Origin of the sequence: Clostridium cellulovorans 743B, from assembly GCF_000145275.1 — a bacterium.
Taxonomy (GTDB): Bacteria; Bacillota; Clostridia; order Clostridiales; family Clostridiaceae; genus Clostridium_K; species Clostridium_K cellulovorans.
This window is the reverse complement of record NC_014393.1, coordinates 3,682,095-3,698,055: the sequence shown is the minus strand read 5'-3', so window position 1 is coordinate 3,698,055 and position 15,961 is coordinate 3,682,095. Positions and strand designations below refer to the sequence as shown.

At 30.3% G+C, this 15,961-nt stretch carries 16 protein-coding genes and 1 tRNA gene; 11 read left to right on the top strand and 6 right to left on the bottom strand.

Annotated features, from left to right (window positions below; translation table 11 throughout):
* Nucleotides 1–13 precede the first annotated feature (13 nt).
* Nucleotides 14–673, bottom strand: a complete 660-nt coding sequence (yeiL, locus tag CLOCEL_RS15065; RefSeq protein ID WP_010075793.1) for a transcriptional regulator YeiL — start codon at nucleotides 671–673, stop codon at nucleotides 14–16.
* A 115-nt stretch (nucleotides 674–788) separates the two neighbouring features.
* Between yeiL and CLOCEL_RS15060 the strand changes: the two genes are divergently transcribed.
* Entirely contained in the window at nucleotides 789–1,418 is a 630-nt protein-coding gene (locus CLOCEL_RS15060; protein ID WP_010075792.1) for a class I SAM-dependent methyltransferase, read from the top strand.
* A 223-nt stretch (nucleotides 1,419–1,641) separates the two neighbouring features.
* Here the strand turns inward: CLOCEL_RS15060 and CLOCEL_RS15055 are convergent, their stop codons facing one another.
* Nucleotides 1,642–1,959, bottom strand: a complete 318-nt coding sequence (locus tag CLOCEL_RS15055) for a hypothetical protein (RefSeq protein WP_013291819.1) — start codon at nucleotides 1,957–1,959, stop codon at nucleotides 1,642–1,644.
* 655 nt (nucleotides 1,960–2,614) lie between these two features.
* Here CLOCEL_RS15055 and CLOCEL_RS15050 point away from each other — a divergent pair.
* Both CLOCEL_RS15050 and CLOCEL_RS15045 read left to right on the top strand, forming a co-directional pair.
* On the top strand, nucleotides 2,615–3,556 hold the full coding sequence (locus tag CLOCEL_RS15050) for an IS982 family transposase (RefSeq protein ID WP_010077629.1): 942 nt from the start codon (nucleotides 2,615–2,617) through the stop codon (nucleotides 3,554–3,556).
* Between the two features lie 187 nt (nucleotides 3,557–3,743).
* On the top strand, nucleotides 3,744–4,553 hold the full coding sequence (locus tag CLOCEL_RS15045; protein WP_157629747.1) for a hypothetical protein: 810 nt from the start codon (nucleotides 3,744–3,746) through the stop codon (nucleotides 4,551–4,553).
* Nucleotides 4,554–4,684: 131 nt separating this feature from the next.
* On the opposite strand, the gene CLOCEL_RS15040 is transcribed toward CLOCEL_RS15045, so the two are convergent.
* Both CLOCEL_RS15040 and CLOCEL_RS15035 read right to left on the bottom strand, forming a co-directional pair.
* On the bottom strand, nucleotides 4,685–5,143 hold the full coding sequence (locus CLOCEL_RS15040) for an NUDIX hydrolase (protein WP_010075790.1): 459 nt from the start codon (nucleotides 5,141–5,143) through the stop codon (nucleotides 4,685–4,687).
* A gap of 147 nt (nucleotides 5,144–5,290) precedes the next feature.
* On the bottom strand, nucleotides 5,291–6,019 hold the full coding sequence (locus CLOCEL_RS15035; RefSeq protein ID WP_010075789.1) for an SCP2 sterol-binding domain-containing protein: 729 nt from the start codon (nucleotides 6,017–6,019) through the stop codon (nucleotides 5,291–5,293).
* A 408-nt stretch (nucleotides 6,020–6,427) separates the two neighbouring features.
* Between CLOCEL_RS15035 and CLOCEL_RS15030 the strand changes: the two genes are divergently transcribed.
* Entirely contained in the window at nucleotides 6,428–7,399 is a 972-nt protein-coding gene (locus CLOCEL_RS15030; RefSeq protein WP_242655168.1) for an ADP-ribosylglycohydrolase family protein, read from the top strand.
* A 218-nt stretch (nucleotides 7,400–7,617) separates the two neighbouring features.
* Nucleotides 7,618–8,904, top strand: coding sequence for a 3-phosphoshikimate 1-carboxyvinyltransferase (gene aroA / locus CLOCEL_RS15025; protein WP_010075787.1), 1,287 nt, complete (start codon nucleotides 7,618–7,620; stop codon nucleotides 8,902–8,904).
* 205 nt (nucleotides 8,905–9,109) lie between these two features.
* Here aroA and CLOCEL_RS15020 read toward each other — a convergent pair.
* Nucleotides 9,110–9,185: transfer RNA gene (locus CLOCEL_RS15020), tRNA-Trp, on the bottom strand.
* A gap of 153 nt (nucleotides 9,186–9,338) precedes the next feature.
* Between CLOCEL_RS15020 and CLOCEL_RS15015 the strand changes: the two genes are divergently transcribed.
* From CLOCEL_RS15015 to CLOCEL_RS15000, 4 genes are all read left to right on the top strand, one after another.
* On the top strand, nucleotides 9,339–9,692 hold the full coding sequence (locus tag CLOCEL_RS15015) for a PH domain-containing protein (RefSeq protein ID WP_010075786.1): 354 nt from the start codon (nucleotides 9,339–9,341) through the stop codon (nucleotides 9,690–9,692).
* A 698-nt stretch (nucleotides 9,693–10,390) separates the two neighbouring features.
* Complete coding sequence (locus CLOCEL_RS15010; RefSeq protein WP_010075785.1) at nucleotides 10,391–11,071, top strand: pseudouridine synthase; 681 nt, start codon at nucleotides 10,391–10,393, stop codon at nucleotides 11,069–11,071.
* Between the two features lie 16 nt (nucleotides 11,072–11,087).
* Nucleotides 11,088–12,341, top strand: a complete 1,254-nt coding sequence (locus tag CLOCEL_RS15005) for an NAD(P)/FAD-dependent oxidoreductase (RefSeq protein WP_010075784.1) — start codon at nucleotides 11,088–11,090, stop codon at nucleotides 12,339–12,341.
* Between the two features lie 437 nt (nucleotides 12,342–12,778).
* Entirely contained in the window at nucleotides 12,779–13,255 is a 477-nt protein-coding gene (locus CLOCEL_RS15000) for a hypothetical protein (protein ID WP_010075783.1), read from the top strand.
* Nucleotides 13,256–13,312: 57 nt separating this feature from the next.
* Here CLOCEL_RS15000 and CLOCEL_RS14995 read toward each other — a convergent pair whose 3' ends face one another.
* Nucleotides 13,313–13,987 (bottom strand): RusA family crossover junction endodeoxyribonuclease, encoded by a 675-nt coding sequence (locus CLOCEL_RS14995; protein WP_010075782.1) that lies wholly within the window; start codon nucleotides 13,985–13,987, stop codon nucleotides 13,313–13,315.
* Between the two features lie 297 nt (nucleotides 13,988–14,284).
* On the opposite strand from CLOCEL_RS14995, the gene tsaD reads away from it, so the two are divergent.
* Complete coding sequence (gene tsaD, locus CLOCEL_RS14990; protein WP_010075781.1) at nucleotides 14,285–15,310, top strand: tRNA (adenosine(37)-N6)-threonylcarbamoyltransferase complex transferase subunit TsaD; 1,026 nt, start codon at nucleotides 14,285–14,287, stop codon at nucleotides 15,308–15,310.
* Nucleotides 15,311–15,322: 12 nt separating this feature from the next.
* Nucleotides 15,323–15,934, top strand: coding sequence for a class I SAM-dependent DNA methyltransferase (locus CLOCEL_RS14985; protein ID WP_010075780.1), 612 nt, complete (start codon nucleotides 15,323–15,325; stop codon nucleotides 15,932–15,934).
* The last annotated feature ends 27 nt before the right edge of the window (nucleotides 15,935–15,961 follow it).

Below are 15,961 nucleotides of genomic sequence, written 5' to 3'. Positions count from 1 at the left end.
TAATATATACTTATTACTCTTTCGCTATTGTAGTAAGCGAATTTATATCTATTATTTTGTAACCTTTAGTTGTTTTCTCTAGTAAACCTAATTTGCAAAAGTCAGCAAGAACGTATAGTAAATGCCGATAGCTTGTTCCTAAATATTCACATACCTCTGAATGTTTTTCAACATACAATCCATTGTTATTTGTTAATAAAATAAAGGAAGCTAGTCTGTTTTTTAAAGGATAGGACTGATTTTGTGTATACTTTGATGTATTATTAAGGGCCTTCTTACTAAGAAACAAGCAAAGATATCTTAAGAAAATAGGATCATTTAAAATTAACTCCTTACAATTTGATGTATCAAAACAAAAGCATATACATTTAGACAAAGCTTGTATTCCGTTAGTATTAGCTTGAGCTCCTATTAATTCCATTTCACCAATAAAACAAGGCGCTTTTAAAAAGTCGATGATAGAAATTTTACCATTTTTGTGAGTTAGAGAAAGTTTTGCAGCTCCGCTTATCATATAAAAAAACTTAGATGACAGGTCACCCTCTTTGTAAATGAAATCACCATCATTGAATTCTACTAAACTTAAAAATGAAATGATGTTGCAAGAAAAGTATTGTTGAATAGGGTATTTCTTTAGATATAAAGATAACAACTCTGCATTTTTATGTATCATCTTTTATACTCCAATTTAAAATTATTGTGAGATTTCTCATATTTATTGTATCAAATTTGTTGATATACTTCAATTAATTTCAAGAAAAGTATATAAGAAGTAGGAGGAGTAATAAATGAATCAAAAAATATATTGGAACAACGTTGCTGCTAAAAAAGAGTTTACAACGCCATTTCATTTTAAAGTCTTTGAAAAGTTTGTTGAAAAGGATGCTTTGATCTTAGATGTAGGCTGTGGTTATGGACGCACTCTACAACAACTACATCAATGTGGTTACCGCAATTTGATTGGAATTGATTTCTCAGAGAAGATGATTGAACGTGGAAGAAATCAATATCCTCATTTAGATTTGAGGATAAAAAGTAAAAAAGCAATAGAATTTGATGACAACAGTTTAGATGCTGTCATATTGTTTGCAGTTCTTACATGTATTATTGATAATGAAGATCAATTGGATTTATTAAGAGAAATAAAGCGTGTTTTAAAGCCAAATGGGGTTATTTATATAAATGATTTTTTACTAAATTCAGATGAACGTAACTTAAGAAGATATGAAGATTTTAAAGATAAGTATCATAAATATGGAGTATTTGAGCTACCAGAAGGTGTTATTGTTAGACATCATAATATTGAATGGATTAAAGAAATAGTTTTTAATTTTCATAATATTATTCTAGAACAGGTTGTATACACGACAATGAATGGAAATCAATCAAATGGATTTTACTTTTTAGGATGCAAATAGGTGAATAATTAACATTATTTTTAATTGTAATATGGTAAGTTAGTCAAATCATGTTCTAATAGTTTAAATTTATTTTATATTAATATTTACAAGATTAATACAAAACTATATATAGTAATAAAAATACCGAGTATAGTATGTTTATACTCGGTTAAAACTTATTTCTTAGAATCAACGTTAAAAATTGAAGTTCAAGATTTATAATTGATCTATGTACAAAAATTTAGTCTATATAAGTTACTGGTCCCACATAAGTAGCTCTGAACAATGGGTGCGATGTAAGACATACAACTGTAGTCCTTGACAAGGTCCCATAGTAATGATGACCATTTTCTACACCTGTAACATCAATTGTTTCAGGAATTAAACTATAAAAAGAAGTATATTCTTTTACAACAGTTATTGTAGAAGATAAAGCTTCAGTGGCTGAACTTGTTCCTGAGCTTGTAGTTGTTGGTAGAAGCTCTGTTGCTAATGTTGGAACACTGGATAAGGCAATTATAGTTAAAAAAGTACATAAAGATTTAATTGTTTTTTTCAAGTTTTCACCTCCTATTAAATAGATATTAGTTTAGTTATGTAAGAGTCTCTTTTGAACTTTCAATTCTTGGGGAATTTCTTAGGTGAAAGTAGTTTTCAAAAGGAAACTTTTACAATTACAAAACCGTGTACCCTCAATTGTTTAGATAATTTAACTAAATCCTTAAGTTGCAGTTAATATTAGTGACTTGATTTTTAATTAGTAAATCTAGAGTTTAGTTGAGAGATTCATGGTAATAGTCCTTATATACAATATTTACCATCATTAACAAATATATTACCATTGTTTATTTACATATGTCAACTGCTAAAATTTAGGATAACAACTAATATAAATCGATTTATATATTTGAGATGGAGCTAAAAGGTCTCTTCAATAAATTAAAGACATGATGGAGAATAGCTATATTTTAAAGGATATAAATGTAGTATAATAGGATTTTAATCTATGTATATAAGTTTCCATAAGGAATATTCATAAGTTATACTAATTTTTCAATATTCCTATAGAATTTTGGTGAAGTTTTAATTTATATAAATTAACCCGTTGTGCTAGTTAAATACGCTGGCAATACTTACAAATAGAAAAACTCCAGCATATTTGCTAACCTATCATTAAAAAACACCACTAATCTAATGATAGGAGGCTAACCTATATGCCAGAGTTTAATAAAGATTCTACCATAACAATAAATGACTTAAAAGATTTTATTGTTGTCACTTATGTTATAATTGATGACTTTTACCAAAAAGTAACTCCAACATTTATTAAAAATCGTCGTAACATCGCTAAATCAGTAATGACTGATAGCGAAATAATTACGATTTCTTTAGTAGGTGAACTCTTAACCATTGACTCTGAAAAAGCATGGTTTGGATTTTGCTCTAAAAACCTACGAGACTTATTTCCCAACTTTTGTAGTAGGCCGAGGTTTCATAGAGTTAGAAAGTCATTATTTCGAGTCATTGATGAAATTCGTAAAGAGTTAACGAAATTTCTTAACTATCAATATGACCGAATGAGAATTGCAGATAGTATGCCAATTCCTGTGTGTAAGTTTGGGAGAGCTCATTTCCATAAAGCTTTTAAGCCGGAGGCTGCCTACGGGCGATGCGCTTCGAAAAAAGAAACATATTATGGATTCAAATTACATGCTTTAGTAGCCCTCGATGGCTATATCACAGATTTTACTGTAACAGCAGCAAATATTGATGACAGAGATGTCGTCTGGGAACTCACAGCTAATTCAGAGATTGATATACTAATAGGTGATAAAGGATATATAGGTCAAAAAGTTGCTTCGCAATTAAAAGAAACAAGGTACATTCGTCTTTTAACAATAAATCGTAACAATAGTAAAACTAAACTTTTAAAACCTTTTAGGCAGTTGATATTCAAGGCTCGTCGTAGAGTAGAAACTACTTTTTCTCAGCTCTCCGAGCAATTAAATATGCAGAGGGTTCTTACAAAATCAACTTGGGGATTTGCCACAAGAATATCAAATAAAATATTAGCTCATAATCTTTGCTATTTTATAAATAAATTTTTTAATATAGGTATAGAAATATCAAAGATTAAAGAATTAGTATTCGGATAATAATTTCCAAAAACAGTATATGAGACAATAGGATAGGACTGCCTAAAATCATGGTATAAATATCCTTTTAATGAAAACTTATCTGCTAGCACAACAGGTTAAATTAGCAAGGTGGTTATTATCAGTGTTTATATTTCAAATCATAACGTTTTTTTTACAGCTAGGTTTTTTACTGTTGTGCTCTGGAATGTTTATATTCTTTCCTATAGAAATAATTACTCATAAGTACAAGGAAAAAGTCAACTTTAAAACTCATATTAATTATGGGGGTGTTCGTTATAATATAACAGGTAGAAGTGAAAGGTACCTAAAGATAGAGAAAATAATTATAAAAGCTATAGGTGTTGCTATAGCAATATTGATAACAATGTATATGACAGTGCCGTATCTATTAGATGTCCCCAAATTAATAACTGGAAATTTTAACTACGTAACAGGTCAGGTTACTAAGGTTTCGACTAAAAAGAAAGATTTTAATGAATATGTATATATCGGTGGTAAGGAAGTTAGATTTTTCTTTAGTGCAAATGTTGAGAAAAATAGTAGATACAAAATTGGATATCTTCCTAATACTTCTAGAGCAATTTATGGCGAGAAATTAGATAATTATACTTCAAAGGTAGAAGATAAGATTGGATTCCCTATTAAGAAAATTTTGTTTTTTATTGGCTTTTTTGTGGCACTTGGAATTATAGCATTTGTAGCTCATTATATAGTATTTAAGTTGCTGATTTTATCTAGTGCAATTTTTTATCCTTTTAACATATATCTTTATATCAAGAGTGGATTAGCCTATGGAGATTGGTTTTCTAAAAATAATGAACCATTGGGTAACATTATACTCTTTGGAGTTGTATTAATGATATTTTGGGGGCTCTATTTTGTAGAGAAACGTAAAGATCAAGATAATGAAGCTCCTTTGACATTAGTTTTTATTCAAGTGATAGCTATTTTACAAATAGTGTTGGTACTTAGTGAAGGGTTACATTTGTTTTAAGTAATTAATGTACAGTAACAGTTATATATAAGGAGTTTATATCGATATAGAAGGTGGAGAAAAGGCGTTAGATGATTTTTAAATAAAACTGAAAAAAATCCGCCACTCTTGTGTAAGATTGAAAATATTTTCTAATGCATGATAGAGAAATATTTGTTCCTGTGGATGAGATAGAATAAGAGAAGATAGTGGATTAAATGAAGTGGCGATACAGGTTTTGGATTTACTAGCTTTAATGCTTCTTCTTTAGAAAACCAATTTACTTCAAGGCTTTCATTGCTGGTAGTTAGGGCTCCGGATATATATCTGCAAAGGAAATCTATATTGACTATTGTTGGTATTTCATCAACGCAATTATAGCCCTTTTTCTTTTTTGTATTTGAGTAGATTCCAATAATGTTTTTTATTTCAACATCTATACCAGCTTCTTCTTTTATTTCTCTGATTAAGCCTTGTGGAATTGTCTCACCTGGTTCAACAATCCCACCGGGAAATTCCCAACCCTTTCGTGGATTTTTTACAAGTAGAATTTCATCTTGATCATTTACGATTAATCCGCCTGCAGCGACTATATGTGTTGGTAAATTCATCATCTTTCTCCTTTAGTTATCTTAAAATATACTGTGAACACCATTCTATATTTATTAAGGTCTATTCCTTTAACAGTTTTCTAAAAAAATGTAGCAGATTCTTCATACCCAAGGGCAGAATAAAAATTTGCCATCTTTCTTTTAAAGTTATTTTACTTCATCGTTTATTCCTAGATACAAGATGTCTAAAGCTTCATCTTCGCTATTTTCAAATATTGCATAATCTTCTGGTTTTACATGATAGTACTCATTCTTCGCTATGGAATATTCATTGGCGCCGATTCGCATAGTACCTTTGCCATTTAGGACATATACGCTAAACTCTATAGGGTATTGTTTTAAAACTTCATTTTTCTTTATAGTAAAAAATGCATGAAGAATTCCGTGTCCAAAGTCTGAAAATAAAGCAACTGCATTTACATTATGTAACTTTACACAGTTTTCGTCTTTAACAATGATTTTTGTAGGGTAGTCTTTATTGAAAAATTCATTAGATTTATGTAATCTGTCGATGAAATCTATGGTTTCATCTGAAAGTTTGTCACCCATGGTAATAAACTTATCTTGTTTTTTATATTTTAAATCAATTAGTGAACACATTACTCCACCTGTATTTGGTTCACCGGAAAAGGCTGTTAGTGGAGATAGTTCATTGTTATATAATTTTTTTAGAGTATCGGTTGTTAAAGTAAAAGTCTCTTCAGGAGCAATTTTTTCTTCATTATAAACATTGACTTTTCCGTCAAGGACATCTAATTGCCATATATTGTTTTCAGTTAAATCTGTAAGTTCAAATTGTAACTTAATAAAGAAATCTTTATCTATTTTTTTGCTGAAGGCATTGGAAAAGTCTTCGAAAATCTTTTTTATATCCATATGTATTCTCCTTAAAAGTTTATTTGGTGTAGTTGCATCATTTATTGGTTGTAGAAAATTATGTATGTATTATAACATAATAACCAATTGAAGTGTATTGTTGAAACCGTCTTTTAGTACGAACTTTGTAATATCTCCACTGAAAATAAGTTGAATTCCTGATGAAATAAGATAATCCTTTGAAACTTACAACTATAAATACATAGGAAAGAGTATCTTTAGTTAAAGATAATAGGGTAAACTGATTTTTAGTTATAATAGATGTTGTTAGAAATGAAAAATGAGTAGGCTTCCGCGTTAGTAGGTGAATTTAGAGAAGAAAAGTGGTTGCTATGATGTTTATATTAATCTTGTACGAAATGAACTTGAAGTGTAAAATCTTATTATACACTTCCTATAATTACCAAGATGAAAAGTTTATTGATAAAAGGTGGAATGATAATGATTTTAAGAAAAGAACGTATAATTGGTGGCATATGGGGATTGCTTGTAGGAGATGCAGTAGGAGTACCTTATGAATTTAACAATGCAGAGATTCTTAGAGAATTGCTTTATATAGATATAGAACCTCCAAGAGGCTTTGCAAAAACATATGAAAATGTAGAGACAGGAACTTGGTCAGATGATGGAGCACAGGCATTATGTCTATTAGATTCTTTATTATCAAAGGGAAAAATGGATATAAACGATTTTGCAGAAAGACTTCTTAATTGGTATGAAAAAGGGTTATGGGCAGTTGATAATAGAGTATTTGATATAGGTATACAAACAGCAGAAGCCCTAAGAGCATATAAAAGGGGCGTATCACCCTTAAATTCTGGTATGATAAGACCTAATGGCAAAGGAAACGGAGCCTTGATGAGAGTACTTCCATTAGCAATATGGCATAAGGGAACAGATGAGCAATTAGTGGAGGATGCACATTTACAAACTCTTGTTACCCATGGGAATAGATGCAATGGAGTATGTTGTGCCTTGTATTGCTTGTGGGCTAGGAGGATACTAAATGGACTAGAAATTGAAGAAGCCTATATTGATGCAGTCGATGTATTAAGAAGTATTTATGAAGAGGGTTCAGAATTTAGAAATGAACTAGAGTATGTAATAAAACCAGATGAAGAGCCAATTGGTAAGGGGAGTGGCTATGTAGTAGATTCCTTAAAAAGCGTAAGAATGGTATTGAAAAGTAAAACCTATGAAGAGGTAATAATAAATGCCATTTTGCTTGGAGATGACACTGATACTACTGCTTGTATAGCTGGAGGACTTGCTGGACTGAGCTATGGAATAAAAGCTATTCCAGAAAGATGGTTGAACCATATGCGAGGCAAAGAACTTGTAGATCCATTAATCAAAAGGCTTCTAGAGAGTGAAATATAAGGTTATAATGAGCTTTCTTTGCACGCATAATTATCAATTTTCTCATTGGTCCATCGATAGTACTTACTGTACATAATGCTACTGTTTATTTATTTTCTTTAAAAACAATCAACCATTGTATAACATTATAATTCATATTACTTATTATAAATAAATTTGAACCTTATAAAATTACGGGATATAATTATAATAGATGAAATCAATACAGGGGGTATAATATGACTGAAAAAGTATATGAGGTGAAGGTGGGACAAAACTTCATTGCAGAGATAGATGTGCCAGGTTCAAAATCCGTTGCTAATAGGGCATTAATTATAGCAGCATTAGCAGAGGGGACTACAGTTCTTAAAAATATGCTTTTTTCTGATGATACTCGATATATGATGGAGGCCATTAGAAAGCTTGGCAATACAGTAGAAGTAGATGAGCAGAAAAGAACAGTTATAGTTAAAAGTGCTGCTGAAAAGGTGTTTCCTGAAACAGAATTATTTATAGGAAATGCAGGAACAGCCATGCGATTTTTGCCTACATACATATCAGCAGGGAAGGGAAAGGTAAGTCTTACTGGCATAGAAAGAATGAAAGAAAGGCCTATTAAAGATTTAGTGGATGGACTTAGAGAATTAGGTGTAGAGGTTACATATAAGGAAAAGGACGGATTTCCTCCCTTTGAAATAGATTCCAATGGACTGCCAGGTGGGGAGATTTCTATTCGAGGAGATAAGAGTTCACAGTATCTTACTTCAATCCTTCTTTCAGCACCTTATGCAAAAGAAGATGTTACTGTTAAAATACAAGGGAAACTTGTATCTATACCTTATGTAGATATAACAATTAGGATGATGAAGGATTTTGGGGTCGAGGTAGAAAATAGGGATTATAAAGAGTTTTTTATAAAGTCAGGTCAGAAATACAAGAGTAGAGAGTATATAGTAGAAGGAGATTGCTCTTCTGCATCATATTTCTTTGGAATTGCAGCTATTACTAATAGCGAAATTAAAGTAAATAACGTTTGTAAAAATACTATGCAAGGTGATATAAAACTCCTAGATGTATTGGAAAAGATGGGTGTCTCAGTAAGTTATGGAGAGAATCATGTGTTAGTGAAAGGTAGTGGAAAGTTACGTGGAATAACAGTAGATATGCATCATATGTCTGATGTGGCACAAACCCTTTCAGTAGTAGCACTTTTTGCTGATGGAGTTACTAAGATAGAAAATGTGTATAATATGAGAATAAAGGAAACGGATAGAATAAAGGCAGTATATAATGAGTTAATGAAGCTTGGAGCTAAGGTAACGGAGCTTGAAGATGGTCTGATAATTGAGCCCGCAGTTAAATATAACGAAAACGTAGAAATAGATACATATGACGATCATAGAATGGCTATGAGCTTTTCATTAGCTGGGTTAAGGATTCCGGGGGTTAAAATAAAGGATCCAGATTGTGTTTCTAAAACTTTCCCAAGTTATTTCGAAGAGTTTGAAAAAATATATAATAGATAAGTGATATCCACATCTGAGCTTAATTAAACAGCAACAGATGTGGATTTTCAATGTTATAGAACAATGTTTTATTATATTACCTTAGGAAGTAGACATAATGAACAAATGGGCTTTCAATATAAAATGGTACCAAATACATGAAATGAAAACTAAAAAATAATGAAAAAAATTAAAAACCAGTAACTTATTCAGTTACTGGTTTTTATGGCAGGGGCACGAGGACTTGAACCCGGAACCAACGGTTTTGGAGACCGCTACTCTACCAATTGAGCTATACCCCTATATTGTTTTGTTTTTCCTGTGTCGCTCACCGACAAGAACTATAATAACATAAAAAAACACCTAATGCAACAGAAAAATAAAAAAATATACAAAAAACTTTTAAAATCAATTACAATAGTATTATAGGTATAAAAAGTAGGGGGAAATGATATATGGGGTTCTTTAAAAATAGTGAAGGTTATTATGTTAAATATGAAGAAGAAATACAAGAGTTTATTGTTGAAGGAGAATTTATAGAAGCGATATATGGTTTGGTTCTTGATTACGCTTGCTTAACAAATAAAAGAATTATTTTTACTGATAAGGCAATAGGAACTAAAGAAATAGAACTTGTATCTATACCTTATTCAAAGGTTGAGGCGGTATCAATAAGAAAAGGTAAGCTCTTCTCATTAACAAACAAGATAAACATCTATACAAAGTTTCAAAATTATAGCTTGGAATTTATAAAAGGTGCAAATGTAACGGAATTTTATAAAACAATAACTAAATATATATGTGATTAGATTCGTTAATAGATATAGCTACTTCCTAAACTGATTTAATCAACGTATTAATCTATATATGTAAGTTTGAGGTGGAAAAGTGCATAGGGGTAAGCGGGAGTAAAGTTAAGTGTGGAAGTAGAGATAAAGTTAATTGATTATCACAGGGCAAAGGAAATTTCAAATTGGATTAGTAATGAATCCAAGGTTGTGTGGTTTAGGATTAGGACGGGAATTTTTTAAAGGGGCTTTAGAGTTTGCTAAAGATAACTTGTCAGCAAAGTCTTTCGCTTAACTGTGGCATCATTTAATAAGCACGCTATAAATGTATATGAGAGTGCTGGTTTTAAAAAGATAAATTCATTCAGAAGGATATCAGAGAGTGGAGAAACAGAATTTTGAGTAATGATTCTATGATATACTTAAGTAAGATATTAGCAAGACTCAATTTCTTTACATCGATAAATTTGCTTTTTTAGAAAGCTTAAAATAGAACAGCTTAAATATATTTCTATATTTAAGCTGTTATTATAATAGGGAGCAATAGGGGTTAGTAGTTTGTTTAAATTATAGACAATTTTATCTTTTATTATTCACTTAAGGCTTCAAAATCTTATTAAAACTTAAAAAAATATTAATCAATTAAAGGTTTACTAGGAGTTAGAGGGTTTTCTAATGAATAATATAGATATATCATAGAAGGAGGATACATATATTTAATGAGAATAAATAAGCTTCTCAGTAACTACGGTTATTGTTCCAGAAGAGAAACTAATAGGATGATAGAAGAAAATAGAATAACAGTAAATGGACAAAATTGTATTAAGGGGCAATGGGTAGAGGAAGATGATATTATTCTTATTGATAATGAACCAATTTCCTTGAAAGAAAAAATCTATATTGCTTTTAATAAGCCTGTAGGAATTACTTGCACCTTAGAGAAAACTGTGAAAAATAATATCGGTGATTATATAAACTTCTCAGATTATATTTTCCCAGTAGGACGATTAGATAAAGAATCTCAAGGTTTAATAATACTTACAAATGACGGTGATCTAGCAAATAAAATTTTAGAATCTGAAAATAAACATGAGAAGGAATATATTGTTACTTTGAATAGACCTTTTAATGATTCTTTTATTAATGGAATGTCTGAAGGTGTTGAAATCTGTGGTGTTAAAACTCGAAAGTGTCAGGTAAGTAAAATTAGTGATAATGTTTTTCGTATAATTCTTACTCAAGGTCTTAATAAGCAAATTAGGCGAATGAGTAAAACTTTTGGATATACAGTTATAAAATTAGAACGAATCCGAATTTTAAATATAAAGATTGATGGAATAGATATTGGTAAGTGGCGTGTACTTACTGATGAAGAGCTTATAAAGTTACAAAGTTGTTAAAAAGGAGGGCTTTCTTGTGGAATATGATATTGTTATAATTGGTGCTGGTGAGGCTGGGATGATTGCGGCTATATCAGCTAAAAACACAGATGAAAATACAAAAGTATTGATTATTGACAGAAAAGAAGAATTAGGTGGAGCATTAAATTCAAATATTACAGTAGGATATGGTAATAAGTATTTGAGAAGAAATTATACTGCCCCAGAATATGCTCAAATATTAGGAGAAAATCTAGTGGATTGTGGTATTGAATATAAGCTGAAAACTACTGTACTTGAGATAAATGATAAAAAGGAAATCTTGGCTGTTAATGAGGAAGATGGGATTTTTACAATCAAAGCTAAAGCTATTGTTTTAGCAAATGGATATGCTGAAGTTCCTAGAGGGATGAGTAACATTCCAAGTAGCAGATATGCTGGTGTACATACTTTAGGAAACGCTAAAGATTTTGTTCATAAGGAGGGTTTTTTACCAGGTAAAAGTGTTATTATATACGGAGCTTCTGATATAAGTTTGATTTTTGCGAGAAGGCTAATTATTGAAGGGGCAAAGGTTAAGATGGTTATTGATAATAATCCATATGAACCTACTGATGAAGCAACTATTGAGCAATATTTAGGAGATTTCAATATTCCCTTATATCTTGGTTATGCTATTGAAAGTTTAACTGGAAGAGAGAGAATAACTGGCATATCTATATGCAAACTTGATGAAGATAATAAAATGATAACAGATACAAGAGAGTATTATAATTGTGATACTTTGATAATTGCTCCAAAAGGAAGACCTAACAGAGACCTTGCTGAAATGGCGAAGATAGCAATAGATGAATCTACTGGAGGACCAAAGGTAAATGAAAGCTATTCTACTAATGTAGAGGGGATTTTTGCTTGCGGTAATGCACTTTATATCCATGATTTCCTAGAAGATTTCTCAGAAGAAGCTATGATAGCTGGGAAAAATGCTGTTTTATCCTTAAAAGGAGAAGGTTTTTCTAATATGGCGTTACCAATAGTAAAAGGCAGTGGAATTCAATTTGTCGCTCCTCAATATATAAATGTAGGGAAGATGGAGGATACATTAGAACTTTCCTATAGAGTAGATAATAAATTTGAAAATAAAAAATTAGTTGTGTATTTTAATAGTGAAAAAATACTTACTAAAGAGTTGAGAAAAGTTATCCCAGGAATAAAAGAAACAATTATCATTCCTAAGAATTTAATTAATCATTATAAGGATTCAGAGAAGATTTTCATTGAAATTAATTAAGAAAATATAAGCACGTAGATAGTATTTTTTATGTAAATATTATTTGCGTGTTTTTTATTTATATGAAATATCGAGAAATATGGTTCAATTTAGGACAAATGTTTTAATTTGATATTTTGTAAAAATTAATATATTATATATGTTAGTATACAAGTATTGATATAATTGTATTATATAAAATAAAAAGTAAAATAAAGCTGATTGTTATATAATTATTTTGTCGTAAACGATTAAGGTTATATTTTAATTTGATTATCAGAGTATGATTTTCAAGAAAGTTAATATTTCTCAGATAATAGTATTCTAAAAAGTATTAAAATAAAAAGTTTACCTAAATCGAAGTTTATTTATATGACAGCGTTCTTTTAGTCATATTTAATATATATTCAGTGTAAGGGTGTAGAGGAATATGTGGAATGAAATAAGGAGGATTTAATGTGAGGCTAAACCAAGGAAGATCGATTACTTTTATAACTGTAATAGCTTTAATAATATTGCTTAGTATAGGAGGCTGTGGATTTATTTCTAATTACACTTGTTATAAAAAAATAAGTGATGATAGCAAAATAAAAGTAAATTACATTGTAAAGGAAAGGATAGGGGAGACTCCAAACTTACAAACAGATAGTTGCAAGGCTGAGTGGACTCAAGAAGCACATGCTAAACAAACAGAACTGATGGATAAAGTTTTGAATGGTTTAACAATTATCGGAGAATCGAGAAAGGGGAAACCTAGTAGGTATATCACAGCAAGTTTTTATGACAATATGAATATATACATACCATACAATAAAAAGAATCCTCATAATAATATTATTGTTGAAATAGATAGTGTTTTTTATATTGCTACCGCAAATAAGGAAGATGTGAGAGCGGTTTTGGGCTATATGAAAAATAAATATATGTTAAGATAAATATATACCATTTTAGGGATACTTATTTAGGAAACTTTAAAAATGGTATATATTATTCTAGAACAAGTCCTTAAAGCAATTTTTACAAATATGAGTTTTTCCTTTATTAGCTGAAATTGAATTTGCTTTAGTAATTTTCTTTCCACAGACTTGGCATAAATAAAGTGTAGCTGAAGCGTTAGTTTCTCCATCGATAGAAGTTGCACAGATGGATGATTTAGCACGGGTATTTTCATTAGATACATCTTTTAAAGTTTTCTTTTTGTTAGGTGGCGGGTTATAATTTTCTGCTTTAATGGGAATTTCTCTTTTTATAATATTATAATTCATGGAATATTCACTTTCGCAAAAGAGTTCTAACTCAAAGCGAGGGTTTTCTTTATCGTAATTTTCTTCGATTATTAGATGTTTTATTTGAGCATCATTAACTATAAGGCCACTTTTTTCGATACCATCAAAAATACTCTTTGGTATATTATTTGTATCAGGATGACGTTTTTTATTTTTATAATAAACCTTTAATATTGCTATAAGTCCTTCTGTTAGAACAACATCAGGATTTTGTATTCTTGCTTCTAAGGCTATTTCTTCTTCGTAAATAGCATAACGATCATGATATTTACCTGAGTTAACAGGGAGAATCGCTTGTCCATTTACGTTGAAAAGCTTAAAATTTGATTTCGAAATAGGAGAGCCTTTAACTATAACCTTAGCATAGGTGTTAGCTATCATATGTATAATTCCTTTCATAAAACTAATGTTCGTATTTATTATAGCATATAGGGTTTTTAACTTAAATCTTAACTTGATAAAAAGTTTTAAATTTAGATATACTTAAAATATTTACAGGTATAATATCTAGTATGCGCAAAAGATAAAAGTATTATTTATGGAATCCTTAAAAAATTATTGAACTTAATTATTTTTTAGTATAGGCTATAAGGTATGAGTAAAATATATAAGTTTATTTATCTAGTATAACTAATTAGATATTAGCTTAAATATAGGACAAATGAGAGGTTAAGTGTTATGGAAAAAAAGGATATAAAAATTTTAGCTATAGAATCCAGTTGTGATGAAACCTCTGCAGCAGTTGTTGTAAATGGCAGAGAGGTATTATCAAATATAATAGCATCACAAATTGATATACATACAAAGTTTGGTGGAGTTGTACCAGAAGTAGCATCTAGAAAGCATATTGAGGTTATAGTCCCAGTGGTAGAAGAAGCTTTAAATGAAGCGAATTTGACTTTAGAAGATATAGATGCAGTTGCAGTAACTTATGGTCCAGGACTAGTAGGGGCGTTACTAGTAGGAGTTCAATATGCAAAGGCTCTTGCTTATGCTATAGATGTTCCATTGATCGGAGTAAATCATATAGAAGGACATATTAGTGCCAATTTTATAGATCATAAAGAATTAGAGCCTCCGTTTATAACTTTGGTGGTTTCTGGCGGTCATACATACATTGTTTATATGGAGGACTTCGGAAAATTTGAGATTCTAGGTCAAACTCGTGATGATGCAGCAGGAGAAGCTTTTGATAAGGTAGCAAGATCTATCGGTCTTGGATACCCAGGTGGACCAAAGATTGATAAGGTTTCAAAGAATGGAAATGATGATGCTATTAAATTTCCTAAGGCAAACTTCCATGATAATTCTATAGATTTTTCTTTTAGTGGTGTTAAATCAGCAGTTTTAAATTATATTAATAATGCCAATATGAAAAATGAAGAAATCATCGTTGAAGATGTAGCAGCATCCTTTCAAAAGGCTGTTGTTGAAGTTTTAGTTGAAAATGTTCTTAAGGCATGCAAAAAGAAAAAGGTAGATAAAATTGCAATTGCTGGTGGTGTTGCTTCAAATTCATGTTTAAGAGCTACTATGGAAAAAGAATGCGGAAAACGAGGAATAAAGGTTTTATTCCCATCTTTAAAGCTTTGCACAGATAACGCAGCTATGATCGGTAGTGCTGCTTATTTTGAATATATAAATGGAAGAACCAGTGAAATAACCTTAAATGCAGTACCAAATTTAAAATTAGGTCAAAGGTAGGAGATTATGGCTATGATAAATGAAGTTGATGCATATGCACATTATGAATTTTTAATTGATGAAGGTGATGATCCTGTTCATGACCATGAAAAACTAAAGGAATATATGAGTAATTGGGATGGACCATTATTCTTTAATTCCTTAGATTTGAATAAAGATAAAAATGTACTGGAAGTTGGTATTGGTACTGGCAGAGTTGCAGTTCAAGTATTGAATAAAGGATGTAAGGAATTTGTAGGAATTGATATATCGCCCAAAACGATAAAAAAAGCAAAAGAAAACTTATCAAAATATAATAATGTTCAGTTGATTGAGCAAAATATACTTACATTCATTAGACCGAATCAATTTGATATCATATATAGCGTATTAACTTTTTTACATATAGAGGATAAAGCTCTGGCACTAAAAAATATTTATTCTTCTCTTAAGAAAGAAGGATATTTTATACTATCAATTAGTAAAGACGATAATTGGCTTGACTATGGGCGTAGAAAAGTAAAACTGTACCCTGAGAGCAAAGAATATTATATTGAATTGTTAAAAGCTACTGGTTTTATAATAGAACTCTGTGAAGAAACTTTTAGTGGTTTTGCCACAATAGTAAAGTCTAGAAAAAATTAATAACCATAGTTAGTTATTAATAAAAAT

Bases quoted from the DNA above. Each gene is read 5' to 3' on its own strand.
- yeiL (WP_010075793.1), bottom strand. From the start codon at position 673: ATGATACATAAAAATGCAGAGTTGTTATCTTTATATCTAAAGAAATAC.
- CLOCEL_RS15060 (WP_010075792.1), top strand. From the start codon at position 789: ATGAATCAAAAAATATATTGGAACAACGTTGCTGCTAAAAAAGAGTTT.
- CLOCEL_RS15050 (WP_010077629.1), top strand. From the start codon at position 2,615: ATGCCAGAGTTTAATAAAGATTCTACCATAACAATAAATGACTTAAAA.
- CLOCEL_RS15045 (WP_157629747.1), top strand. From the start codon at position 3,744: ATGTTTATATTCTTTCCTATAGAAATAATTACTCATAAGTACAAGGAA.
- CLOCEL_RS15040 (WP_010075790.1), bottom strand. From the start codon at position 5,143: ATGAATTTACCAACACATATAGTCGCTGCAGGCGGATTAATCGTAAAT.
- CLOCEL_RS15035 (WP_010075789.1), bottom strand. From the start codon at position 6,019: ATGGATATAAAAAAGATTTTCGAAGACTTTTCCAATGCCTTCAGCAAA.
- CLOCEL_RS15030 (WP_242655168.1), top strand. From the start codon at position 6,428: ATGAAAAGTTTATTGATAAAAGGTGGAATGATAATGATTTTAAGAAAA.
- aroA (WP_010075787.1), top strand. From the start codon at position 7,618: ATGACTGAAAAAGTATATGAGGTGAAGGTGGGACAAAACTTCATTGCA.
- CLOCEL_RS15015 (WP_010075786.1), top strand. From the start codon at position 9,339: ATGGGGTTCTTTAAAAATAGTGAAGGTTATTATGTTAAATATGAAGAA.
- CLOCEL_RS15010 (WP_010075785.1), top strand. From the start codon at position 10,391: ATGAGAATAAATAAGCTTCTCAGTAACTACGGTTATTGTTCCAGAAGA.
- CLOCEL_RS14995 (WP_010075782.1), bottom strand. From the start codon at position 13,987: ATGATAGCTAACACCTATGCTAAGGTTATAGTTAAAGGCTCTCCTATT.
- tsaD (WP_010075781.1), top strand. From the start codon at position 14,285: ATGGAAAAAAAGGATATAAAAATTTTAGCTATAGAATCCAGTTGTGAT.
- CLOCEL_RS14985 (WP_010075780.1), top strand. From the start codon at position 15,323: ATGATAAATGAAGTTGATGCATATGCACATTATGAATTTTTAATTGAT.